At 60.6% G+C, this 23952-nt stretch carries 23 protein-coding genes; 8 read left to right on the top strand and 15 right to left on the bottom strand.

Annotated features, from left to right (window positions below; genetic code table 11):
• Nucleotides 1-20 precede the first annotated feature (20 nt).
• Nucleotides 21-254, top strand: a complete 234-nt coding sequence (locus HBO23_RS00640; RefSeq protein WP_170036212.1) for a PP0621 family protein — start codon at nt 21-23, stop codon at nt 252-254.
• Here the strand turns inward: HBO23_RS00640 and thiO are convergent.
• From thiO to pilV, 5 genes are all read right to left on the bottom strand, one after another.
• Nucleotides 241-1350, bottom strand: coding sequence for a glycine oxidase ThiO (thiO, locus tag HBO23_RS00635; protein WP_170036210.1), 1110 nt, complete (start codon nt 1348-1350; stop codon nt 241-243). The genes HBO23_RS00640 and thiO overlap by 14 nt on opposite strands.
• A gap of 62 nt (nt 1351-1412) precedes the next feature.
• Entirely contained in the window at nt 1413-1814 is a 402-nt protein-coding gene (locus HBO23_RS00630; RefSeq protein ID WP_017137600.1) for a type IV pilin protein, read from the bottom strand.
• A 14-nt stretch (nt 1815-1828) separates the two neighbouring features.
• On the bottom strand, nt 1829-2353 hold the full coding sequence (locus HBO23_RS00625; protein WP_170036208.1) for a PilX N-terminal domain-containing pilus assembly protein: 525 nt from the start codon (nt 2351-2353) through the stop codon (nt 1829-1831).
• Nucleotides 2354-2359: 6 nt separating this feature from the next.
• Nucleotides 2360-3067: a prepilin-type N-terminal cleavage/methylation domain-containing protein gene (locus HBO23_RS00620; RefSeq protein ID WP_170036206.1), complete on the bottom strand. Its 708-nt coding sequence runs from the start codon at nt 3065-3067 to the stop codon at nt 2360-2362.
• Entirely contained in the window at nt 3064-3549 is a 486-nt protein-coding gene (gene pilV / locus HBO23_RS00615) for a type IV pilus modification protein PilV (protein ID WP_170036204.1), read from the bottom strand. Before pilV ends, HBO23_RS00620 begins: the two co-directional genes overlap by 4 nt.
• Nucleotides 3550-3752: 203 nt before the next feature.
• On the opposite strand from pilV, the gene HBO23_RS00610 reads away from it, so the two are divergent.
• Nucleotides 3753-4328, top strand: coding sequence for a GspH/FimT family protein (locus tag HBO23_RS00610; protein WP_138451313.1), 576 nt, complete (start codon nt 3753-3755; stop codon nt 4326-4328).
• Here the strand turns inward: HBO23_RS00610 and ispH are convergent.
• The 6 genes from ispH to murJ all read right to left on the bottom strand — a co-directional run bounded on the left by ispH (nt 4282) and on the right by murJ (nt 11805).
• Nucleotides 4282-5229 (bottom strand): 4-hydroxy-3-methylbut-2-enyl diphosphate reductase, encoded by a 948-nt coding sequence (ispH, locus tag HBO23_RS00605; protein ID WP_017137605.1) that lies wholly within the window; start codon nt 5227-5229, stop codon nt 4282-4284. The genes HBO23_RS00610 and ispH overlap by 47 nt on opposite strands.
• A 183-nt stretch (nt 5230-5412) precedes the next feature.
• Nucleotides 5413-5850 (bottom strand): FKBP-type peptidyl-prolyl cis-trans isomerase, encoded by a 438-nt coding sequence (gene fkpB / locus HBO23_RS00600; protein WP_010213263.1) that lies wholly within the window; start codon nt 5848-5850, stop codon nt 5413-5415.
• 7 nt (nt 5851-5857) lie between these two features.
• A complete protein-coding gene (gene lspA / locus HBO23_RS00595) occupies nt 5858-6370 on the bottom strand; it encodes a signal peptidase II (RefSeq protein WP_017137607.1) in 513 nt (170 codons plus the stop codon).
• Nucleotides 6363-9194, bottom strand: coding sequence for an isoleucine--tRNA ligase (gene ileS, locus HBO23_RS00590; RefSeq protein ID WP_170036202.1), 2832 nt, complete (start codon nt 9192-9194; stop codon nt 6363-6365). Before ileS ends, lspA begins: the two co-directional genes overlap by 8 nt.
• 14 nt (nt 9195-9208) lie before the next feature.
• Nucleotides 9209-10147 carry a bifunctional riboflavin kinase/FAD synthetase gene (gene ribF, locus HBO23_RS00585; RefSeq protein WP_170036200.1) on the bottom strand — a complete coding sequence of 313 codons (939 nt, stop codon included), beginning with the start codon at nt 10145-10147 and terminating at the stop codon, nt 9209-9211.
• Nucleotides 10148-10266: 119 nt separating this feature from the next.
• Nucleotides 10267-11805, bottom strand: a complete 1539-nt coding sequence (gene murJ, locus HBO23_RS00580) for a murein biosynthesis integral membrane protein MurJ (RefSeq protein ID WP_056859107.1) — start codon at nt 11803-11805, stop codon at nt 10267-10269.
• Nucleotides 11806-12058: 253 nt separating this feature from the next.
• Here murJ and rpsT point away from each other — a divergent pair, with 253 nt between their 5' ends.
• Complete coding sequence (rpsT, locus tag HBO23_RS00575) at nt 12059-12337, top strand: 30S ribosomal protein S20 (RefSeq protein WP_003171647.1); 279 nt, start codon at nt 12059-12061, stop codon at nt 12335-12337.
• Nucleotides 12338-12611: 274 nt separating this feature from the next.
• Here rpsT and HBO23_RS00570 read toward each other — a convergent pair whose 3' ends face one another.
• Entirely contained in the window at nt 12612-13097 is a 486-nt protein-coding gene (locus HBO23_RS00570) for a peptidylprolyl isomerase (RefSeq protein ID WP_003188398.1), read from the bottom strand.
• Here HBO23_RS00570 and HBO23_RS00565 point away from each other — a divergent pair.
• From HBO23_RS00565 to HBO23_RS00555, 3 genes are all read left to right on the top strand, one after another.
• A complete protein-coding gene (locus HBO23_RS00565; protein ID WP_225933027.1) occupies nt 13078-13386 on the top strand; it encodes a DUF3565 domain-containing protein in 309 nt (102 codons plus the stop codon). The two genes, HBO23_RS00570 and HBO23_RS00565, sit on opposite strands and share 20 nt — an antisense overlap.
• A 79-nt stretch (nt 13387-13465) precedes the next feature.
• The gene (pta, locus tag HBO23_RS00560) at nt 13466-15565 is read left to right on the top strand and encodes a phosphate acetyltransferase (RefSeq protein ID WP_056859109.1); all 2100 of its coding nucleotides are present in this window, start codon (nt 13466-13468) and stop codon (nt 15563-15565) included.
• Complete coding sequence (locus tag HBO23_RS00555; RefSeq protein WP_170036198.1) at nt 15566-16465, top strand: acyltransferase; 900 nt, start codon at nt 15566-15568, stop codon at nt 16463-16465.
• A 189-nt stretch (nt 16466-16654) separates the two neighbouring features.
• Here HBO23_RS00555 and cysN read toward each other — a convergent pair whose 3' ends face one another.
• From cysN to HBO23_RS00540, 3 genes are all read right to left on the bottom strand, one after another.
• Nucleotides 16655-18553 carry a sulfate adenylyltransferase subunit CysN gene (cysN, locus tag HBO23_RS00550; protein ID WP_017137613.1) on the bottom strand — a complete coding sequence of 633 codons (1899 nt, stop codon included), beginning with the start codon at nt 18551-18553 and terminating at the stop codon, nt 16655-16657.
• Between the two features lie 13 nt (nt 18554-18566).
• On the bottom strand, nt 18567-19484 hold the full coding sequence (gene cysD / locus HBO23_RS00545; protein ID WP_017137614.1) for a sulfate adenylyltransferase subunit CysD: 918 nt from the start codon (nt 19482-19484) through the stop codon (nt 18567-18569).
• A 240-nt stretch (nt 19485-19724) separates the two neighbouring features.
• A complete protein-coding gene (locus tag HBO23_RS00540) occupies nt 19725-20483 on the bottom strand; it encodes a Nif3-like dinuclear metal center hexameric protein (RefSeq protein ID WP_169986831.1) in 759 nt (252 codons plus the stop codon).
• Nucleotides 20484-20585: 102 nt separating this feature from the next.
• Here HBO23_RS00540 and algW point away from each other — a divergent pair, with 102 nt between their 5' ends.
• Entirely contained in the window at nt 20586-21740 is a 1155-nt protein-coding gene (algW, locus tag HBO23_RS00535; RefSeq protein WP_017137616.1) for a Do family serine endopeptidase AlgW, read from the top strand.
• A gap of 108 nt (nt 21741-21848) precedes the next feature.
• Nucleotides 21849-23948, top strand: coding sequence for a TonB-dependent siderophore receptor (locus HBO23_RS00530; RefSeq protein WP_170036196.1), 2100 nt, complete (start codon nt 21849-21851; stop codon nt 23946-23948).
• The last annotated feature ends 4 nt before the right edge of the window (nt 23949-23952 follow it).

The raw sequence follows: 23952 nt of genomic DNA, 5'->3' as shown, positions 1-23952 counted from the left end.
CTGTCGAGAAACTGCCCATCATGCTTCGTCTACTGTTCTGGATTGCCGTCATTGCTGCCGCGGTATGGTTCTGGCGCAAATTCAAAAGCCCGGCGGCTAAACAGCAACGCTCCGCCGAGCCGAGCGCGGCCCTGATGGTGCGCTGCGCCCACTGCGGCGTGCACCTGCCGCAGGATCGCGCACTCAATTCACGCCAGGAGTGGTACTGCACCCAGGCGCACCTGGAACAAGGGCCGAAGTCTATTCAGCGTTGATCCGACCGGCGGGCGCATACGGCGCCGGGTCAATGATCGGGGGACGCCCCAACAGCAAGTCAGCGAACAGTTGACAGGATGCCGGCGCGAGCACCAGCCCATTGCGATAATGCCCGCAGTTGAGCCAAAGCCCTTTGAAACCGGGCACTTCACCGATGTAAGGGATACCTTCCGGTGAACCGGGGCGCAAACCGGCCCAGTGACCTACGACCTGCGCGTCTGCCAGCGCGGGAATCAACTCCACCGCCGACGCCTTGAGACTTTCCAAGGCCGACTCGGTCGGGGTCTTGTCGAACCCTTCATGCTCCAGCGTGCTGCCGATCAGAATGTGCCCGTCACGCCGCGGGATCGCATAACGCCCTTTGGCCAGCACCATGCTCGACAAAAAATCCGACGCACATTTGTACAAAATCATTTGGCCTTTGACCGGCTCCACTGGCAGCGACAGGCCCAGCTTGCCGAGTATTTCGCCGCTCCAGGCGCCCGCAGCCAGCACCACCTGATCGCCCAGGATCGGCCCCGCAGCGGTATTTACACCCACGACGTTGCCATCTTCAATAACAAACCCCTCCACTTCGCACTGCTCATGAAGGGTCACGCCCGGCAACGCCAACAGCGCAGCCTTGAGGGATTTGACCAGACGCGGGTTGCGCACATTGGCCACGTTCGCCATGTAGATCGCCTGGGAATATCCACCGCCCAGCACCGGCACGGCATCATGGGCGGCCGACACATCTACCTTGCTCAACGGGCGACCTTCTCGGGCAGCCCAAGCCAACGCTTGGGCTTCATCTTCCAGGTCCAACCAGTAAAGGCCTGTGGTGTGAACCTCTGGATCAACCCCGGTGGCCGCAAACAGCCGCTCTGCCAACTGCGGGTAAAAATCCTGCGACCAATGGGCCAGTGCGGTGACCGCCGGGCTGTAGCGCCATGGATACAGCGGCGAAACAATGCCGCCACCCGCCCAGGAAGACTCCTGCCCAAGCCCCGACCGCTCCAGCAGCACCACGGCCTGCCCCTCCGTGGCCAGGTTAAACGCGATCAACAAGCCGATGACACCGCCACCGACAATCACCACTTGCTGTTGCTTAGCCATCATTTGATCCAGCCGATAAAAAGGGAAAAGCGCACCCGGCGCCCATTCATCCAGTACTCTCATCATTGCCCCCAACACGCCTGGCGCGACATTTCAGGTATCGCGCCCGGGTTGCTGCGCACGCCGGTGCTGGACAAGCTGAACTCACCGCATGGGTCATTTGCCATGATGGCGCCGACTGCAGGCGAGGCGACCAGTGTGAATGACTGGGGGCTCAATGCAGTGCTGATTCTATAGTGATCATTGCCGGCACTGGCGCCGCTTGCATCAATAAAAGTGCCGTGGCGCGTGTAAAAACGTTCGAGGTGCTGCGCCTGCTCAATCAACAGTGCAACGATCTGCGCGCGGTAGGCTTTTTTCACCTGCCCGGTATACGCGGGGTAAGCAATCCCGGCCAAAAACGCGATGATCGCGACCGCACCCAGTAACTCGATCAGGGTAAAACCTTGGCAATCCTTGCCCATTGATACGCTCCTTACTAGTGAAGTTGTCGCCATAGCACCCGATGAATGCACAGACCGCCCTCTGCCTGTGCATAGACCGCCTCCAGCACCGTGCGCACTTGGCCACTGCTCCCAACCGCCGTCACGCGGTACAACGCGGCCGGTGTTTCGGCAGGCAAACCCGCCATCCCCACGCCCACTCCCAGGGATTGCACGCCATACAGGCCGCCCTTCAGGGCAACCCAAGTAACTGCTGACACGGGGTTTGTGCCAGCCTCTATCACCTGCGACGACTCGACCGGCGGCGCACAGGAATTGATTGCCCGACACACCGGCAGTGTCGCGCCTGCCCGCCGGATCACCGACTCACCCAACCGCAGGCCACTTTCGGCGCTTTGGAATGACTGGTTTCGATGCCATACGCTGCCGGTAATCTTTTGTTGGGACACCGCCCCTTGCATCGATGCCAGGCCGATCAGTGACAGCACCAGCAGAAACACCAGGCTGATCAGTAAAACGATGCCGGCTTGCCCTGCATAAAAGCGTTGATGATTGAACATGCTGCCCTACCCCAACCGGTTTCGCAGGGCTGCGACGACGCTGTAGGCCTGATCTTTCACACGCCCGGTCGGATCTTGCAGCGTCATGCGCAGGCGTACGCTGCGGATCAGCGATTCATCCGCCGGGCTGGCGTCATAGCGCGCTACCTGAGGCGAACCTGGTTTGCCCGCCACGCCGAAACTGATGTCGAAGGCCTGCACGTTATCCAACAGCACCGCCTTGGCCGGCGCCGCAGGCGTACTGACCTTCAATTGCCCAGTTTCATAGGTGTAGGTGAGTTGGCGCAGCGCAAAGCGGATCTGCCCTGGCATCGGTGGCGGTGAATTCCCCGCGTAGGCCTGGGCCGTGCCGAGGCAGTCAGAGAGCACCGTCCAGTCAGGCGTGCCGCCCTCACCTGCGACATCGGCGGTGACCAGCGTCAGCGACCAGGAACTGCCTGCAGAATGCCAACCCACAGGTTGATCAAAGGCTGACGGTGCGTTGTCGATAGAGGCTGTCGCCAGGCAGCCGAACATGCCCGCCTGGCGGATATCCCGGATCATCTTGCCCAGCACAAACCGCGCGTCATCCTGCAGCAGCATGGCGGCCTGTTGGCTGGCTTGAGTCGCGCGAGCGCTGATCGTCACCTGGCTGACACCCAGCACCAGCAGCAACCCGACAGCCAGCGCGAGCAACAACTCCACCAGGCTGAAGCCACGGACAAAGCTTCTCATTGAGGCACCTGCGGGTCGCTGGTAATGCGGCTGGTGAGGGTGAAGGTTTCCCGCGCCCCGGGCGTATTCGCCCCACGGGCATCATCCCAACTGATGCTCACGGTTACCTCGCCACCGCTGATCACCACCGAGCCTTTGGCGTCCTCGCCGGCGAAGCCGATGATATTGGCTTCGAAGTCATGCAGGTCCAGGTCCCGCACGCTGGCCGTCGCGCTAAGGACGGGGGCGGTTTGCGCGACCCCCCATGCATAGTCGGCGCCTGAGTTGGCGCGGATTCGGTCGAGCATATCGTAGGCAATGAAACTGGCCTGGCTGGTCATCCTTGAGCTGTCGGTGTACTTGAGTGCATTGAGCTGGGTCACTGCGGCGCCCAGCAACCCGACGGCGAGAATCAGCACCGCCACCAGCACTTCGATCAAGGTCATGCCGGTTTGCTGTCGAGGCAGCACGCAGGGAAAAAGTCTGTTCGGGCAGGCAAGCATTACCGTCGTCATCCGTGTCGAAGGCTGAAAAAAGCAGCGCAATGCTGCTGTGAGACCCAAGACTAGCGCCGGTTTTTGGCTCGCGCTGCTATCGGAACAAAGGGAAATACTTTGGACATAAAGGCCATCATTCAGCCCCGCCGCCGGGCGCTATACCTAGGTCTCCAAACCCATTTTTACCCTTGCCCATGGAGGGACAGACTATGCAACAACGCGGTTTCACCCTGATCGAACTTCTGTTCGGCCTGTTACTGGGCGGCATCCTGGTGACCGTGGCAGTGCCCGCCTTCAAGGGGTTGCTTGCGTCGCAGCAGCAACGCAGCGCGGCACACTCACTTGCCGAAGGCCTGCGGTTGGCGCGCACTGAGGCAATCACCCGCAATCGCGCAGTGATCATTCAGGCGCTGGAGAACGATTGGAGCCGAGGATGGCAAATCATCGTGGATACAAGCGGGCGCGGCGAGCCGGGTACCGACAACCCTATACTGCTGGAACGGCAGGGCAATGGGCGCGTGCTGATGGCGGGCAATGGGCCAGTCAAGAGCCAGGTACGCTTCAGCGGGCTGGGTGAGCCGGTGTTTGCGGGAGGTGGCTTCCGCGCCGGTACGGTGCACATCTGCGGCACCGACCCGGTACAGAGCCTCTATCAAGTGGTGCTGGCGCCCAGCGGGCGCATCAGCCTGCGCAGTGAGGCCACCGAGCAGGCGCTGTGCGGCTCCGGCACCGTGGCACTCAGAGCAGCGAACGAACCCGCAGCTCTTTGGGCATGGAGAACGTGATGTTCTCTTCGCGACCGGCCAATTCATCCGCGCCGGTGGCGCCCCAGGCTTGCAGTTGCTGAATCACACCGCGCACCAGCACTTCTGGAGCGGAAGCCCCTGCGGTGATGCCAATACGCTCAACGCCGTCGAACCAACTGCGCTGCATGTCTTCAGCGCCATCGATCAGGTAGGCCGGCGTGGCCATGCGTTCAGCCAGTTCGCGCAAGCGGTTGGAGTTGGAGCTGTTGGGGCTGCCGACCACCAGAACCACATCGCATTCGTCGGCCAGTTGCTTGACGGCGTCCTGGCGGTTTTGCGTGGCGTAGCAGATGTCATCCTTGCGTGGGCCGCCAATTGCCGGGAAACGCGTGCGCAGGGCATCGATCACACGGCTGGTGTCGTCCATCGACAGGGTGGTTTGCGTCACGAAGGCCAGGCGATCAGGGTTTTGAACCTGCAACTCGGCCACGTCTTTTTCGTCTTCTACCAAGTAGATGGCGCCGCCATTACTGGCGTCGTACTGCCCCATGGTGCCTTCGACTTCCGGGTGACCGGCGTGGCCGATCAGGATGCATTCACGGCCGTCGCGGCTATAGCGCGCGACTTCGATATGCACCTTGGTCACCAGCGGGCAGGTGGCGTCAAACACCTTGAGGCCACGGCCCGCCGCTTCGGTGCGTACTGCCTGGGACACGCCGTGGGCGCTGAAGATGACGATAACGTCGTCCGGCACCTGGTCGAGTTCTTCGACAAAGATAGCCCCGCGTGCGCGCAGGTCTTCAACCACGAATTTGTTGTGGACGACTTCATGGCGCACGTAAATCGGCGGCCCGAACACTTCCAGGGCGCGATTGACGATTTCGATCGCCCGGTCCACACCGGCGCAGAAGCCACGGGGGTTGGCGAGTTTGATTTGCATGCTGTGCCTCGTGTCTTGCAGGGCAAGAAATTGGATCAACTCAACTCTACAGGAGTAAGCCCCTGTGGGAACCGGGCTTGCCCGCGATGCAAACGACCGGGTGTATCAGGTACACCGAGGTGATGCTATCGCAGGCAAGCCAGCTCCCACACAAGCCGGCCCCATAAGCGCCGGTTTCGTCAGTCAGAGCGCTTTAACGTCGATGATTTCAACGTCAAACGTCAAGGTTTTACCGGCCAACGGGTGGTTGAAGTCGATGGTCACTTGCGCGTCATCGAAGGTTTTAACCACGCCGGGCAGCTCGGTGTTCGCCGCATCGTTGAAGATCACCAACAGGCCTTCCGACAGGTCCATGTCCTGGAACTGCGAGCGCGGGATGATCTGCACGTTTTGCGGGTTGGGCTGGCCAAAGGCGTTTTCCGGCAGGATCTGCAAGGTGCGCTTGTCGCCGGCCTTGAAACCGAACAGTGCCGCTTCAAAACCCGGCAGCAGGTTGCCATCACCGACTTTGAAGGTCGCCGGGGCTTTGTCGAACGTGCTGTCGACCGTGTCGCCATTCTCCAGGCGCAGTGCGAAATGCAAAGTGACTTCCGTGTTCTGGCCGATGCGTTGCTCAGCCAATACCTGATCAGTCATTGACGGTCTCTCCGGTTTTCTTGCTTTTGAACATGTCCAACGCCAGCATGATTGCACCGACGGTGATGGCGCTGTCGGCAAAGTTGAACGCAGGGAAGTACCAGCGGTTCTGCCAATGCACCAGAATAAAGTCGATCACATGGCCCAGGGCAATGCGGTCGTACAGGTTGCCCAGCGCGCCGCCCAGCACCAAGGCCAGGGCAATGGCGAGCCAAGTATCATCACGGCCCAGACGCTTGAGCCAGACCACCAGCACAGCGCTGACAACCACCGCGATCAAGGCAAACAGCCAGCGCTGCCAGCCGCCGCTGTCCGCCAGGAAGCTGAAGGCAGCACCGGTGTTGTAGGCCAGGGTCCAGCTGAAGTAGTCAGGAATGACCACAATCTGCTGGAACATCTGCAGGGAGCCTTCGAAATGAGCCTTGCTGACCTGGTCAATGACCAGGACCAGCACGCTCAGCACGAGCAAACCCAGACGTCCGAAACGACTGGAAGCATTAGGCATAGTGGCGAACCTCGCCAGCACCGCTGATGTTGTCGACGCAACGACCGCAGATTTCCGGATGCTCCGGGTTCACGCCGACGTCTTCACGGCAGTGCCAGCAACGGGCGCACTTAGGAAAGGCCGACTTGACCACTTTGAGCTTGAGGCCCGGCACTTCGGTGGCCACTGCGTCCGCAGGTGCCTGGGCAAACGGTGCCAGGCTCGCGGTCGAGGTGATCAGTACGAAGCGCAGTTCGTTGCTCAGCTTGGCCAGGTCGGCGCTCAGGCCTTCCTCGGCAAACAGGGTGACTTCGGCTTGCAGGTTGCCACCGACGGCCTTGGCCGCGCGCTGAACTTCCAGCTCCTTGTTCACCGCAACCTTGACGGCCATCACGCCTTCCCAGTACTCGCGGCCCAGTTCGAAGTTGGCCGGCAATTCGGTCAGGCCTTCGTACCAGGTGTTGAGCATCACCGATTCGTTACGCTCGCCCGGCAGGTATTCCCACAGTTCGTCGGCGGTGAAGGCCAGGATCGGTGCGATCCAGCGCACCAGCGCTTCAGAGATGTGGTACAGCGCGGTCTGCGCCGAGCGGCGCGCCTTGCTGTTGGCGCCGGTGGTGTACTGGCGGTCCTTGATGATATCGAGGTAGAAACCACCCAGCTCCTGCACGCAGAAGTTGTGGATCTTGGAGTACACGTTCCAGAAGCGGTATTCGCCGTAGTGTTCCTGCAACTCGCGCTGCAGCAACAGGGTACGGTCCACGGCCCAACGGTCCAGAGCGAGCATGTCCTCGGCCGGCAGGATGTCGGTGGCCGGGTTGAAACCGGTCAGGTTCGACAGCAGGAAGCGTGCGGTATTACGGATACGGCGGTAGGCATCGGCGCTACGGGCCAGGATCTGGTCCGACACGGCGATTTCGCCCGAGTAATCGGTCGACGCTACCCACAGACGCATGATGTCGGCGCCCAAGGTGTCGTTGATCTTTTTCGGCTCGATCACGTTTTTCAGCGACTTGGACATCTTGCGGCCCGTCTCGTCGACGGTGAAGCCGTGGGTCAGCAGTTCGCGGTACGGCGCGTGGTTGTCGATGGCGCAGCCGGTCAGCAACGACGAGTGGAACCAGCCACGGTGTTGGTCCGAGCCTTCCAGGTACAGGTCGGCACGCGGGCCGGTGGCGTGACCCATCGGGTGCGAACCGCGCAGCACGTGCCAGTGGGTGGTACCCGAGTCGAACCACACGTCGAGGGTGTCGCTGATCTTGTCGTACAGCGGCGCTTCGTCGCCCAGCAGTTCGGCGGCGTCCAGCTTGAACCAGGCTTCGATGCCTTCCTGCTCAACGCGCAGCGCCACTGCTTCCATCAGTTCAACGGTACGTGGGTGCAGCTCGCCGCTTTCCTTGTTCAGGAAGAACGGAATCGGCACGCCCCAGTTGCGCTGGCGGGAGATGCACCAGTCCGGGCGGTTGGCGATCATCGAGTGCAGGCGCGCCTGGCCCCAGGCCGGGACAAACTTGGTCTCTTCGATCGCTTTGAGCGAGCGCACACGCAGGGTGTCGCCGCTGGTCGGCTCTTTGTCCATGCCGATAAACCACTGCGCGGTAGCGCGGTAGATCAGCGGGGTCTTGTGACGCCAGCAGTGCATGTAGCTGTGCTTGATGGTTTCGGTGTGCAGCAGCGAACCGACTTCACGCAGTTTGTCGATGATCGGTTCGTTGGCCTTGAAGATGAACTGGCCGCCAAAGAACTCCAGCGACGGCGCGTACACGCCATTGCTCTGCACCGGGTTGAGGATGTCATCGTTGACCATGCCGTAGGCTTTGCAGGTCACAAAGTCATCAACGCCGTAGGCCGGCGCGGAGTGAACCACACCAGTACCCGAACCCAGCTCCACGTAGTCAGCCAGGTACACCGGCGACAGACGGTCATAGAACGGGTGACGGAAATTGATCAGCTCCAGCGCAGTGCCGGTGGTGGTGGCGATGACCGAACCTTGCAGCTCGTAGCGCGCCAGGCAGGCCTCGACCATTTCTTCAGCCAGCACCAGCAGGCGATCACCGACGTCCACCAGGGCGTAGGTGAATTCCGGGTGCACGTTCAGCGCCTGGTTGGCCGGGATGGTCCACGGGGTGGTGGTCCAGATCACGATGGCTGCAGGCTTTGGCAGGCTGGACAGGCCAAAGGCTTGAGCCAGCTTGTCGTCGTCGGCGATCGGGAAGGCCACGTCGATGGTCGAGGACTTCTTGTCTTCGTACTCGACTTCCGCTTCAGCCAGGGCCGAACCGCAGTCGAAGCACCAGTTCACGGGCTTGAGGCCCTTGAACACGAAACCGCCTTTGACGATTTCAGCCAAGGCACGGATTTCACCGGCCTCGTTCTTGAAGTTCATGGTCTTGTACGGGTTGTCCCACTCGCCCAGCACGCCCAGGCGGATGAATTCGGACTTCTGCCCTTCGATCTGCTCGGTGGCGTAGGCACGGCACAGTTCGCGGGTTTTATCCGCGCCCAGGTTCTTGCCGTAGGTCACTTCGACTTTGTGTTCGATCGGCAGGCCGTGGCAGTCCCAGCCCGGAACATAAGGCGCGTCGAAGCCCGACAGGGTTTTCGAACGCAGGATCATGTCCTTGAGAATTTTGTTCAGCGCATGACCGATGTGAATCGTGCCGTTGGCATAAGGAGGGCCGTCGTGCAGGACGAACTTCGGACGATCCTTGCCAATTTCGCGCAACTTTCCGTACAGGCCAATACTGTCCCAGCGCTGCAGGATCTGCGGTTCGCGCTGTGGCAGGCCGGCCTTCATTGGGAAGGCGGTGTCCGGAAGGTTTAGCGTGGCTTTATAGTCGGTCATTTAAGGCTCTTCGGTTAGCGATGGGCGCTAGGTGCGGCTAGTGCACGGGCGGCGGCGACATCCGCATTGATCGCCGTTTTCAACGCCTCAAGGGAGGCGAAACGCTGCTCTTCACGCAGCTTCTGGTGGAAAACCACCGTTAAACGCCGGTCATACAAATCACCGGCAAAATCCAAAAGGTGAACTTCCAGGTGGGCCTTGCCATCATCTGCAACCGTGGGCCTGACGCCTATGTTGGCGACTCCCGGCCACGATTGGCCGTCGATGTCGACACTCACCAGGTAAACCCCGGTGAGTGGCACACGACGACGCTTGAGCTGCACGTTGGCGGTTGGCGTGCCCAGTTGGCGCGCCAGCTTCTGACCGTGCAATACCCGCCCGGCAATGCGGAAGGGGCGACCGAGCAAACGCTCGGCCAAGGCGAAGTCGGCAGCCGCCAGTGCGTTACGCACCTGGGTACTGCTCACGCGCAGGCCGTCCAGTTCGACGGTTTGCGCGGCTTCGACGGTAAAACCTTGATTCACACCAGCGTGTTGCAGGAAGTCGAAATCGCCGACGCGGTCGCAGCCGAAACGGAAGTCGTCGCCGACCTCCAGGTGCTGCACGCCCAGGCCATCTACCAGGATACGGTCAACGAACTCGGCGGCGCTGAGGCTTTGCAAACGCTGATTGAAGGCCAGGCACAGCACACGGTCCACGCCCTCTTCAGCCAGCAGTTGCAGCTTGTCGCGCAGGCGGGCCAAGCGCGCCGGAGCCGTCTCGGGGGTAAAGTATTCCCGCGGCTGTGGCTCAAAAATCACCACGCAGCTGGGCACGCCCAACTCGACCGCACGTTCACGCAGCCGGCCCAGGATAGCCTGGTGGCCACGGTGAACACCGTCAAAGTTGCCAATAGTGGCGACGCAGCCCCGATGCTCGGGGCGCAGGTTGTGGAGACCTCGAACCAGCTGCATAACGCGCTTCTTGCTCATAAAGTGGTCGATTATAACCACACCCGGCCCCGGACGACAGGCAACAGCGCAGGCCAAATGGATCGAATCGATAAAACAACCGTTTTATCACGGCAAAGTCTCTAGCCAAGCGACTTTCGATTGAAATCACGCAGACGGAAGCCTTGCAACAGCAACATCCCGAAGTACACCACCACACCTGCCACGACCAGAACACCCAGGCGCATGAAGCGTTCAAGCATATGGCCTTGATCCCAGGCGGGCATGAAGTGCATCAGGCCCAACAACACCGCCGACATCATCGCCACAGCCACCAGCAGCTTGAGGGCAAACAGGCCCCAGCCCGGCTGCGGCTGATACATCTGCTGCTTGCGCAGTTGATAAAACAGCAGGCCCGCGTTGATGCAGGCACCCGCGCTGATGGCCAGGGCCAGGCCGGCATGGGCCAACGGGCCGATAAACACCAGGTTGAGCAGTTGCGTGACGATCAGTGTGAAGATTGCGATCTTGACCGGCGTGCGGATGTTTTGCTGGGCGTAGAAGCCCGGCGCCAGCACTTTGATCACGATAATGCCGAGCAGACCGACGGAGTAGGCGACCAGTGCGCGCTGGGTCATTGACGCGTCAAACGCGCTGAACTGGCCGTATTGGAACAGCGACACGGTCAACGGCTCAGCCAGAATGCCCAGGGCCAGGGAACACGGCAACACCAGCATAAAGCACAGGCGCAGGCCCCAGTCGAGGATGCGCGAGTACTCCTGGCGGTCCTTGCTGGCATAGGTGCGCGACAGCGTCGGCAGCAAGATTGTGCCCAAGGCTACACCCAGTACGCCGGACGGCAACTCCATCAAGCGATCGGCGTAGTACATCCAGGAGACCGAACCGGACACCAGCAAGGATGCGAACGCAGTGTTGATGATCAGGGAAATCTGGCTCACCGACACGCCCAGGATCGCCGGCAGCATATTGCGCATCACGCGCCATACGCCGGTGTCCTTGAGGTTCAGGCGCGGCAGCACCAGCATGCCGATTTTTTTCAGGTGCGGCAGTTGGTACAGCAGCTGCGCCAGGCCGCCGGCCAGCACCGCCCAGCCCAGGGCCATAACCGGCGGGTCGAAGTACGGCGTCAGGAACAGCGCGAAAATAATCATGCTGACGTTCAGCAATGTCGGCACGAAGGCCGGTACCGAGAAACGGTTCCAGGTATTGAGGATCGCCCCGGCCAGGGAAGACAGCGAAATCAGCAATATATAAGGAAAGGTCACCCGCAACAGGTCAGTGGTCAGCGCGAATTTTTCCGGGGTATTGGCAAAACCGGGGGCCGTGGCCCAGATCACCCAGGGCGCGGCAAGCATGCCGACGAGGGTTACCAGCATCAGTACCAGGGTCAGCAAGCCCGAGACATAGGCAATAAAGGTACGGGTCGCCTCTTCACCCTGCTGGGTTTTGTATTCGGCCAGGATCGGCACGAAAGCCTGGGAGAATGCGCCCTCGGCGAAGATCCGCCGCAACAGGTTGGGCAGTTTAAAGGCAATAAAGAACGCATCCGTGGCCATGCTGGCGCCGAAAATGCGCGCCAGCAGGGTGTCACGCACAAACCCTAAAACCCGGGAGATCATCGTGATAGAGCTGACGGCAGCCAACGATTTGAGCAGATTCATTGAAAGAGTTTGCGCCTTTAGATAAAGAGCAGGCGAACAAAGCGCCCACTTATGCGATACTGCGCGCCTGCAACAGCACAGAGCCAAAGCTCGCGAGTTTACAGGTCAAGCGCCGGAAATAAATCACCCGCCTCTTCAGATCGACCACTCAGCAGTTCGCATCAGCCGCCCTTGACAACCCATCAAGTCATCGGCATGATTCGCGGCCTATTTTGTTTGCTATTTCCTAAAAAGTCTTTCGAGGAGCTCGACGGTGGCCAACACACCTTCCGCCAAAAAACGTGCAAAACAGGCTGAGAAGCGTCGCAGCCACAACGCCAGCCTGCGTTCCATGGTTCGTACCTACATCAAGAATGTAGTTAAAGCCATCGACACCAAAGACGCTGAAAAAGCTCAAGCTGCTTACGTTCTGGCTGTGCCTGTTATCGACCGTATGGCCGATAAAGGCATCATCCACAAGAACAAAGCCGCTCGTCATAAGAGCCGCCTGAATGGCCACATCAAGGCTCTGAACGTCGCTGCAGCAGCCTAAGTGGTAACAACTGCCACGTAACTCAGGTTGCGTAACAGTTAAGAAATGCCCCGAACCGAAAGGTCCGGGGCATTTTTGTTTGTGCGCGATAAGATCAAAAATGTGGGAGCGGGCTTGCCCGCGATTGCGGTGGGTCAGTGATGTATAAGGCGGCTGACACGCCCTCATCGCGGGCAAGCCCGCTCCCACACTTGAACTGCAGTGTATTTTCGGGCGCAAAAAAAACGCCCCGAACCAGTCGGGGCGTTTTTGCTACCTATTGATCAAACCACAATCAATGGTGATGACCGCCTTCACCGTGGACGTGGCCGTGGGCCACTTCTTCCTGGGAGGCGTCGCGGATAGCAACGATCTTCACTTGGAAGTTCAGGCGCTGACCAGCCAGAGGGTGGTTGCCGTCGACAGTCACGTCGTCGCCGTCCAGATCGCGGATGGTGACGATCTGCATCTGGCCGTCCGGAGCGGATGCGTGGAACTGCATGCCCACTTCCAGCTCATCAACGCCTTCGAACATGCTGCGGCTCAGGGTGCTGACCAGTTCGGCGGAGTATTCGCCGTAAGCATCTTCAGGTTCTACGGCGACAGTCAGTTCGTCACCGACGTTCTTGCCTTCCAGAGCCTTCTCCAGGCCCGGGATGATGTTACCTGCACCTTGCAGGTAGACCAGCGGCGCGCCGCCGGCGGAGCTGTCGATGACCTCACCAGCGTCGTTGGTCAGGGTATAGTCGATGGAGACAGCCTTGTTAGCGGCGATCGTCATGGGGCGAGACCTTTTGCATAAGAATGAAGAACGGACAAGTCTAAACAAGGATTTGCCCGAAAGCGAACAGAACCCGGACAGACGGAACCGATCAACGGCATCCTTCATCATCGGTTTCCATCAGGATGAGGACAACCATTGGGTGGCCGAGCTGTCTTGCGGCCACACCCAGCACCTGCGCCACCAGCCGCCATGGCAGTCGCGCGCCTGGGTACTCGATACCGCGCAACGTCTTGAAAAAATAGGCCAACCCTTTACGTGCGGCTGGTGTGCGCAAGCGCCTGAATAACGATAACCTTGGTGCCTGATTCCCGGTAGGCGCTCAGCCATAGAACGCCACCGAAGCCATGCACCTCCAGAGAATTCGCATGCAGACTTTTTTTATCGCGCCCACCGATTTTGGTGTGGGTCTGACCTCCATCAGCCTTGGGCTGGTGCGCACCCTTGAGCGGGCCGGGCTGAAAGTCGGCTTCTTCAAACCGATTGCCCAGCCACATCCGGGTGACACCGGCCCCGAGCGCTCCACCGAACTGGTGGCGCGCACCCACGGCCTTAAGCCACCACAACCCTTGGGCCTGGCCCATGTGGAACGCATGCTCGGCGACGGCCAGCTCGACGAGCTGCTCGAAGAAATCATCACCCTGTACCAGCAAGCCGCCGTGGGCAAAGACGTGCTGATCGTCGAAGGCATGGTGCCGACCCGCAGCGCCAGCTATGCGGCGCGGGTCAACCTGCACCTGGCCAAGAGCCTCGACGCGGAAGTGATCCTGGTGTCGGCGCCGGAAAACGAAGTGCTCACCGAGCTATCGGGCCGCGTGGAATTGCAGGCCCAACTGTTCGGCGGCCCCAAAGACCCGAAAGTGCTGGGCGTGATCCTCAACAAGGTGCGCACCGACGAAAGCATGGAAGCCTTCTCGGCGCGCCTCAAGGAGCACTCGCCCCTGTTGCGTAGCGGCGATTTCCGCCTGCTCGGGTGCATCCCCTACCAGCCCGAACTCAACGCCCCGCGCACCCGCGACGTGGCCGACCTGATGGGCGCACAGATCCTCAACGCCGGCGACTACGAAACCCGGCGCATGACCAAGATCATCATTTGCGCGCGCACCATGCGTAACACCGTGGAGCTGCTAAAGCCGGGCGTGCTGGTGGTAACGCCGGGCGACCGTGACGACATCATCCTGGCCGTCAGCCTCGCCGCGATCAACGGCGTCCCCTTGGCCGGCCTGTTGCTGACCAGCGACACCCTGCCCGACCCGCGCATCATGGACCTGTGCCGTGGCGCCTTCCAGGCCGGGCTGCCAGTCCTTTCCGTGAGCACCGGTTCCTACGACACGGCCAACCAGCTCAACAGCCTGAACAAAGAAATCCCGATTGATGACCGCGAGCGCGCGGAGATCATCACCGATTTCGTCGCCAGCCACCTCGATGCACGCTGGCTGCACCAACGCTGCGGCACGCCACGGGAAATGCGCCTGTCGCCCGCGGTGTTCCGCTATCAGTTGATCCAGCGCGCCCAGGCCGCCAACAAACGCATCGTGTTGCCCGAGGGCAGCGAGCCGTTGACCGTGCAGGCCGCCGCCATCTGCCAGGCCCGCGGCATTGCACGCTGCGTGCTGCTGGCCAAACCTGCCGACGTGGAAGCCGTCGCCCGCGCCCACGGCATCGAATTGCCCGAAGGCCTGGAGATTCTCGACCCGGACCTGATTCGCCAGCGCTATGTCGAGCCAATGGTCGCACTGCGCAAGAGCAAGAGCCTCAACGCGCCGATGGCCGAGCAACAATTGGAAGATACGGTGGTGATCGCCACCATGATGCTCGCGCTGGATGAAGTGGACGGCCTGGTTTCCGGGGTTATTCACTCCACCGCCAACACCATCCGCCCTGCCCTGCAGCTGATTAAAACGGCGCCGGGCTGCACCTTGGTGTCGTCGGTGTTCTTTATGCTGTTCCCCGAGCAGGTGCTGGTGTACGGCGACTGCGTGATGAACCCGCACCCAAGCGCCGTGGAACTGGCGGAAATCGCCCTGCAAAGTGCCGACTCCGCCGCTGCCTTCGGCATTACGCCACGGGTGGCGATGATCAGCTATTCCAGCGGTGATTCGGCCAGCGGCGAAGAAGTGGAGAAAGTCCGCGAAGCCACCTTGCTCGCCCACGAACAGCAAAGCTCGCTGCTGATCGACGGCCCATTGCAATACGATGCCGCGGCCAATGAAACCGTGGCAAGGCAGTTGGCGCCCAACAGCCAGGTCGCCGGTAAAGCCACGGTGTTTGTGTTCCCGGACCTGAACACCGGCAACACCACGCACAAGGCCGTGCAGCGCAGCGCCGACTGCGTAAGCCTGGGCCCCATGCTGCAAGGCTTGCGCAAACCGGTGAACGACCTGCCGCGCGGTGCGCAAGTGGACGACATCGTGTACACCATCGCCCTGACGGCGATTCAAGCCGCCAACCGACCTATGGATATCTAAATGCTGGATTTTCTACCTGCCGCCGTACGCGGGGTAATCGCGTCCTTGTTGTTGGCGCTGAACACGATCCTGCTGTGTTCGTTCCTGTTTGTTGTCGCGCTGTTCAAGGCGCTGCCATTTGCCAAACGTTTCAGCGAATGGCTGATGAACCACACCCACGAAGCCTGGGTGACCAACAACAAGGGCTGGATGAACCTGGTGCGACGCACACGCTGGCACCTGACTGGCCTTGAAGGCCTGGACTACCAGCACTCGTATCTGGTGACCAGTAACCACCAGAGCTGGGTCGACATCATGGTGCTGCAATACGTGCTCAATCGCCGGATTCGGCCGCTGAAGTTTTTCCTCAAGCAGGAACTGATCTGGGTGCCGGTGATTGGCCTGGCATGGTGGGCGCTGGGCTTCCCGTTTATGAAGCGCTACACCAAAGCTTACTTGGAGAAGCACCCGGAGAAGAAAGGCAAAGACCTGGAAACCACGCGCAAGACCTGCGCGAAGTTTCGCGACAACCCGGTGGGTATTTTCAACTTTGCCGAAGGCACGCGGTTTACGCCGGGCAAGCACGCACAGCAGAAATCGCCGTTCCGTTACCTGCTCAAGCCCAAGGCCGGTGGCATTGCGTTTGTGCTGGATGCCATGGGCGAGCAGCTCAAGTCATTGGTGAACGTGACCATCCACTACCCGGCCGGGCGTCCAGGGTATTGGGATTTGTTGTGCGGGAATGTGAAAGACGTGGTGGTGCACTTTGAGGAAGTGCAGATTCCAGCCGGATTTATCGGCAAGAATTATGAGCAGGATGGGGAGTATCGGTTGGCGTTCCAGGGGTGGATCAACCGGTTGTGGGAAGACAAGGATGCGCTGCTGGATAAGCTTCACACGGAATACCCAGGCCGCCACTGACCGACCTGTGAATGCAATCTAACGTGGGAGCTGGCTTGCCTGCGATAGCTGACTGTCAGTTGATGGGTATGTTGCTGACCCACCGCTATCGCAGGCAAGCCAGCTCCCACAGTGACCGCGCCAGACCTTGAGAAAGTAAAAAGCCCGCCACCGAATGATCGGTGGCGGGCTTTTTTGTGGCGGCGAGGTTTAGATCGCGCCGCGCTGGCGCAACAGCTCCAGCACTTGCTTGACGCTGTCTTCCAGCGACGTGGCCTGGGTGTCGATCACCAAGTCGGCATTCAGCGGCACGTCGTACGGGAAGGACTCGCCTGGGATGTTGTCCCCGCCCGCCGCGTACAGGCCTTGCGGGTCACGCTCGGCGCACACCAGCGGCGAGGCCTGCACGTAGACGGTGAGCAAGCGGTCGCTGCCGATTAACGCCTTGGCCTGTTCACGGCCTTCGGCATCCGGGGCAACAAACGCGGCCAGGGTCAGCAGGCCGGCTTCGTTGAACTGACGCGCCACGTGAGCAGCACGGCGCCAGTTTTCGGTACGCCCGACGCGGTCCTGCGGCAAGCCCTTGTTCAAGTCGCGGCGCAGGTTCTGGCCATCCAGTACGAATACCGCACGGCCCATGTCAAACAGCTTGCGCTCAACCGCGTAGGCCAAGGTGCTTTTGCCGGCGCCGGACAGGCCGCTGAACAACACGGTAGCCGGTTGCTGGCCGAAGCGTTGGGCGCGCTCTTCGGTGGCTACATGAGCAAGGCGGCCGTGTTGCGCAGCGCCACCATGGCCCACCGGCGGCGCAATAATCATGCCCGCAGCCACAGTACCGTTGGTCAAACGGTCGATGACGATAAACGCACCGGTGGTGCGGTTGCTGTCATAGCCATCCAACGCAATGGCGGCGTCGAGGCTGACCTTGACCCGGCCAATCTCGTTCAGTTGCAGCGAACTTGCCGGGCCTTCGGCCAGGGTGTTCACGTCCACGCGGTGCACGATGCTGGTGATCGAACCCGGCACGTAGCTGGTGGCGCGCTTGATGTCATATTTCTTGCCCGGCAGCATCGGCTCTTCGGCCATCCAGACCAGCATGGCGTCGAAAGCGTCGGTGACTTGCGGCACGTTGTCGGCATGCACCAACAGGTCCCCACGGGAGATGTCGATCTCGTCTTCCATGGTCAGGGTCACGGCCTGGCCTGGGCCTGCGTGTTCCAGCTCGCCCTCGAAGGTGACGATGGATTTGACGCGGCTGCTCTTGCCCGACGGCAGCACCACGACTTCATCGCCCTTGTGCACGATGCCGCTGGCGAGGGTGCCGGCGAAACCACGGAAGTTCAGGTTCGGACGGTTGACGTACTGCACCGGGAAACGCAGGTCGGTGTAGTTGCGGTCGTTGGCGATCTCGACGGTTTCGAGGATCTCCATCAGCGACTGGCCGGTGTACCAGGGCGAGCGCTCGCTCTTGTTCACCACGTTGTCGCCCTTGAGCGCCGACATCGGTACGAACGCCATGGTGCTCGGCTTGAACGCAATGCCCTCGGCAAACTTCAGGTAATCGGCCTTGATCGACTCGAACACGCTTTGGTCAAAGCCATTGATGTCCATCTTGTTGACGGCAATCACGATGTGCTTGATGCCCAGTAACGAGGCGATATAGCTGTGGCGGCGGGTCTGGGTCTGCACGCCGTAGCGGGCGTCGATCAGAATGATCGCCAGGTCGCAGGTGGACGCACCGGTGGCCATGTTGCGGGTGTACTGCTCATGGCCGGGGGTGTCGGCGATGATGAATTTGCGCTTGGCGGTGGAGAAGTAGCGGTAGGCAACATCAATGGTGATGCCCTGTTCACGCTCGGCCTGCAGGCCGTCAACCAGCAAGGCCAGGTCGATATCATCGCCCGTGGTGCCGGATTTTTTCGAATCACGGGTAATGGCTTCCAGGTGATCTTCGTAGATCATCTTGGAGTCGTGCAGCAGGCGCCCGATCAGGGTGCTCTTGCCGTCGTCGACGTTGCCGCAGGTCAGGAAGCGCAACATCTCTTTGCGCTCGTGCTGGCCCAGGTAGGCGAGGATGTCCTCGCTGATCAAATCAGATTGATGCGACATTGGTGACAGCCCCTTAGAAATAACCCTGACGTTTTTTATCTTCCATCGAGCCTGCGCCATCGTGATCGATGACCCGGCCCTGGCGCTCGGAAGTTCGCGTCAGGAGCATTTCCTGAATGATGTCCGTCAGCGTCTCGGCTTCGGACTCCACCGCGCCCGTCAACGGGTAGCAGCCAAGGGTACGGAAACGTACTTTCTTTTTGACGATTCGGGCTTTGTCTTCGTCGGACAAGTGCTCGAGGATGCGGTCGTCGTCGATCATGATCAACGTGCCGTTCTTCTCGATCACGTCGCGCTCGGCGGCGAAGTACAGCGGCACAATCGGGATGCCTTCGAGGTAGATGTACTGCCAGATGTCCAGCTCGGTCCAGTTGGACAGCGGGAACACACGGATCGACTCGCCTTTGTTGACGTTGCCGTTGTAGACGTTCCACAGCTCCGGGCGCTGGTTCTTCGGGTCCCAGCGGTGTTTGCTGTCACGGAACGAGTACACACGCTCTTTGGCGCGGGACTTCTCTTCATCGCGACGGGCACCGCCGAAGGCTGCGTCGAAACCATGCTTGTCCAAGGCCTGCTTGAGGCCTTCGGTCTTCATGATGTCGGTGTGCTTGGCGCTGCCGTGGGTGAACGGGTTGATGCCCTGCGCCACACCATCAGGGTTGACGTGGGTGATCAGGTCCAGGCCCAGTTCTTCGACCATTTTGTCGCGGAACTTGTACATCTCCTGGAATTTCCAGCGGGTGTCGACGTGCATCACCGGGAACGGCAATTTGCCCGGGAAGAAGGCCTTGCGCGCCAGATGCAGCATCACGGCGGAGTCTTTACCGATCGAGTAGAGCATCACCGGGTTGTCGAACTCGGCGGCGACCTCGCGGATGATGTGGATGCTTTCCGCCTCCAGCTGTTTCAGATGCGTCAGTTTGTCGACCATGGCTACTCACGGAAAAACGATCTTATGGACGGCCAGCGGGCCGTGTTCGAGCGGGGCATGCTAGCACAGCACCTTCTTCTATTCAGGGAGCCAGCTAGATCGAAACGGTATATGAATATGCCCCTCAGTTTGGCTTGTGGTAGCTGGCTTGTCTGCTCTACAGGCACCTCAGTCATTCAGGCAAACCGAGGTGATGCAATCGCAGGCAAGCCAGCTCCCACATTTGAGCCTTGGTGTTCTTTAGATTGGGTTGGGGCAATCGATGAACAGATGTTCCAGCGCGAAACGCCGTGCCAGATAGTCACCCAGTGCCTGCACGCCATAACGCTCAGTAGCGTGATGGCCCGCTGCAATAAAGCTGACGTCGTTTTCCCGCGCGCTGTGGAATGTTTGTTCGGACGCTTCGCCGCTCAGATACAAGTCAACGCCTGCGGCAATAGCATCATCAATGTAGCCCTGACCGCCGCCCGTGCACCAACCCACCCGGCGGATCATCTCGCTGCCTTCGATCAACAGTGGCTCGCGACCCATTACATCCTGCACGCGCCGGGCAAAATCACGCGGCGACAAGGGTTCGGCCAGGGAGCCGACCAGGCCGACGATTTTCGGGTTGCTGGGGTCCAGCGGGCCTTCGACGGTGATATCCAGCTGACGGGCGAGTTGCACGTTGTTGCCCACTTCCGGGTGCAGGTCCAGCGGCAGGTGGTAGGCCAGCAGGCTGATGTCGTGCTTGAGCAGGGTTTTCAGGCGGCGTTGCTTCATGCCGGTGATGCACGGGTTTTCGCCCTTCCAGAAATAACCATGGTGCACCAGCACCAGGTCGGCCTGGGCTTCGACGGCGGCGTCCAGCAACGCTTGGCTGGCCGTGACGCCGCTGACAATGCGCATCACCTGCGGGCGCCCCTCGACCTGCAAGCCATTGGGGCAATAATCGGCAATTTTTGCGCTGCCAAGGTAGCGGTCCGCTTCCTCGACCAGGGTGCTAAGGGGGACAGCCATAAAAGACTCCTAAATATCCCGTTCCGAGGCGCTCGCAGCCTCGTATAATGCGCGACATTATGGGCGCTATCCCGCCCCCTGCAACCTGTCAGGACTTACTTGATGCTCAAGGCACTGCGTTTTTTTGGATGGCCATTGTTGGCTGGCGTGCTGATCGCGATGCTGATTATTCAGCGTTATCCCCAATGGGTGGGCTTACCCAGCCTTGATGTGAACCTGCAACAGGCCCCACAAAGCAGCTCGGTGGTGCAAGGCCCGGTGACCTACGCCGACGCGGTGGTCATCGCCGCGCCTGCAGTGGTCAACCTGTACACCACCAAGGTCATCAATAAACCGGCGCATCCGTTGTTTGAAGACCCGCAGTTTCGCCGCTATTTCGGCGACAACGGGCCCAAGCAGCGCCGGATGGAATCCAGCCTCGGTTCCGGGGTGATCATGAGCCCGGAAGGTTACATCCTCACCAACAACCACGTGACCACCGGCGCCGACCAGATTGTGGTGGCCCTGCGCGACGGCCGTGAAACCCTGGCCCGCGTGGTCGGCAGCGACCCGGAAACCGACCTTGCGGTGCTGAAGATCGACCTCAAGAGCCTGCCCTCGATCACCATCGGCCGCTCCGAAGGGCTGCGCGTCGGTGATGTCGCGCTGGCCATCGGCAACCCGTTCGGCGTCGGCCAGACCGTGACCATGGGCATCATCAGCGCCACCGGGCGTAACCAGTTGGGGCTCAACAGCTACGAAGACTTTATCCAGACTGACGCGGCGATCAATCCGGGGAACTCTGGCGGCGCATTGGTGGATGCCAATGGCAACCTGACCGGTATCAACACGGCGATTTTCTCCAAGTCCGGCGGTTCCCAGGGCATCGGCTTTGCGATCCCGGTGAAGCTGGCAATGGAAGTGATGAAGTCGATCATCGAGCACGGCCAGGTAATCCGTGGCTGGCTGGGCATCGAAGTACAGCCGTTGACCAAGGAACTGGCCGAGTCGTTCGGCTTGACCGGGCGCCCGGGCATCGTGGTGGCCGGGATCTTCCGCGACGGCCCGGCGCAGAAAGCCGGCCTGCAGTTGGGCGATGTGATCCTGAGCATCGACGGCGAACCGGCCGGTGATGGCCGCAAGTCGATGAACCAGGTGGCGCGGATCAAGCCGACCGATAAGGTGTCGATCCTGGTAATGCGCAACGGCAAAGAGATCAAGCTGTCGGCAGAGATCGGCCTGCGCCCGCCACCCGCCCCGGTGAAAGAAGAGGAATAACGGCTACGGGAGCCCGTTCGCGGGCTCCTGTTACCGAATATTTCAAAAGAAATTCATTCTCAATGGTCATGTTATATTGTTTCAATATCGCTATTGGAACGCTCTATCATGCCGTCTCAAAGATTCGCCCCCGTGGCTGGCCTGGCCTTGGGTTTGCTGCTGGACCCCGCCTACGCCGATGACAACACTGTCGAACTGGACACCATCAGCGTCACCTCCGACGCCTATGAATCCGCCACCGGCCCCGTCAAAGGCTACCGCGCCACCCGTTCCGTCAGCGCGACCAAAACTGACACCGATCTGCGCGACATCCCACAATCAATCAGCGTGATTCCTGCCACGGTGCTCAAGGACCTGGGCAGCACCAGCGTGGAACGTGCTCTGGAGTTTGCCGGCGGCGTGTCCAAGCAAAACAACTTCGGCGGCCTGACGCTTTACGAGTACAGCGTGCGCGGCTTCACCACGTCGGAGTTCTACCAGGACGGTTTCAGCGCCAACCGTGGCTACCCGAGCACCCCGGACGCGGCCAACATCGAGCGCATTGAAGTGCTCAAAGGCCCCGCAGCCAGCCTGTACGGCCGTGGCGATCCGGGCGGCACCGTGAACATTGTCACCAAGAAGCCGCAGCCCGAAGCCTTTACCACCGTGCAAACCAGTGCCGGCAGCTGGGACCGCTATCGCACCGCACTGGATGTGAACACCCCGTTGGACAGCGAAGGCCGCGTGCTGTCGCGGGTCAACCTGGCCGTGGAAGACAACCACAGCTTCCGCGATCACGTCGACGCCCAGCGCGTGTTCGTCGCGCCATCATTCAGTTGGCAGTTGGACCCCGACACCAGCCTTCTCGTAGAAAGCGAGTTCGTGCGCCACAGCTCCACCTTCGACCGGGGCATCGTCGCCAACCATGGCATGTCCCGCTCGACCTTCCTCGGCGAACCCAACGACGGCAATATCCGCAACCACAACAATCGCATCCAGGCCGCGTTGGAACATCACCTTAATGACGCCTGGAAACTGCGCCTGGCCAGCCACTACAAACAGGGCAGCCTGTGGGGTGACGCCTCGGAAAGTCGTGCGCTGAATGCCAACGGCCATACCGTTAACCGCCGCCTGCGCGAACGCTCCACCGGTTGGCACGACAGCATCACCCAGCTGGAACTGCGCGGCCAGTTCGACATCGGCAGCTGGCAGCACGAACTGTTGATCGGCGGCGAATACGAGGACTACCGCAAGAAGGAACGCGTGTCGGCGGTTGCCGGCAGCCTCTACCCCATCGACATCTATAACCCGATCTACGGCCAAACCAAACCCAACGGCGCACGCACCGGCACCGACGTCTTCGAACAGACGAAAAGCCAGGCGCTGAACCTGCAAGACCAGATCATCTTCACCGACCGCCTGCGCGGCATGCTCGGTGCGCGCTTCGAGCATGTCGAACAACGCACCGACGACTTCACCCGCAACCACGCCAAGAGCCGGCATACCCACGACGCCCTGACTCAACGCGCCGGTCTGCTCTATCAGCTAACGCCGCAAGTTGGGGTGTTCGCCAACGCGTCAACCTCGTTCAAACCCAACAACGGTGTGGATGCCGGCGGTAAATCCTTCAAGCCCGAAGAAGGCGTGGGCTATGAAGTGGGGATCAAGAGCGAGCTGTTCGACGACCGTTTGAGCACCACGCTCGCCGCCTTCCATATCGAAAAAGAAAATGTTCTGACCCAGGACCCGGCCACCCTCAACAACAGCCGCGCCATAGGCAAGGCGCGCAGCCAGGGTTTTGACCTGCAACTGAGCGGGCAAGTGACGGACGCGGTACGCGTGATCGGCGCCTTTGCCTACATCGACGCCGAAGTGACCAAGGGCGACAAATCCATCCCCACCGGCAGCCGGATTCTGGGCGTAGCCAAGCGCAGCGGCAGTCTGCTGGGTGTGTATGAATTCCAGAATGGCGCGCTGCGCGGCTCGGACCTGGGCGCGGCGTTTACCTACGTCGGTGATCGCTCCGGCGAGGCCGGCAGCCAGTTCCAACTGCCCGCCTACCACACCGTCGACCTGCTGGCGCATTACAAGGCCAGCGATAGCGTCACGGTGGGCCTGAACCTCAACAACCTATTCGACGAAAAGTACTACGAGCGCTCCTACAGCAATTACTGGGTCACTCCCGGCGAGCCGCGCAACTTCACCGTCAGCCTGACCCTTAACCTGTAAAAGG

It is taken from the genome of Pseudomonas sp. WS 5532 (assembly GCF_012985445.1).
Classification (GTDB): domain Bacteria; phylum Pseudomonadota; class Gammaproteobacteria; order Pseudomonadales; family Pseudomonadaceae; genus Aquipseudomonas; species Aquipseudomonas edaphica.
This window is presented reverse-complemented; position numbering and strand designations above follow the sequence as displayed.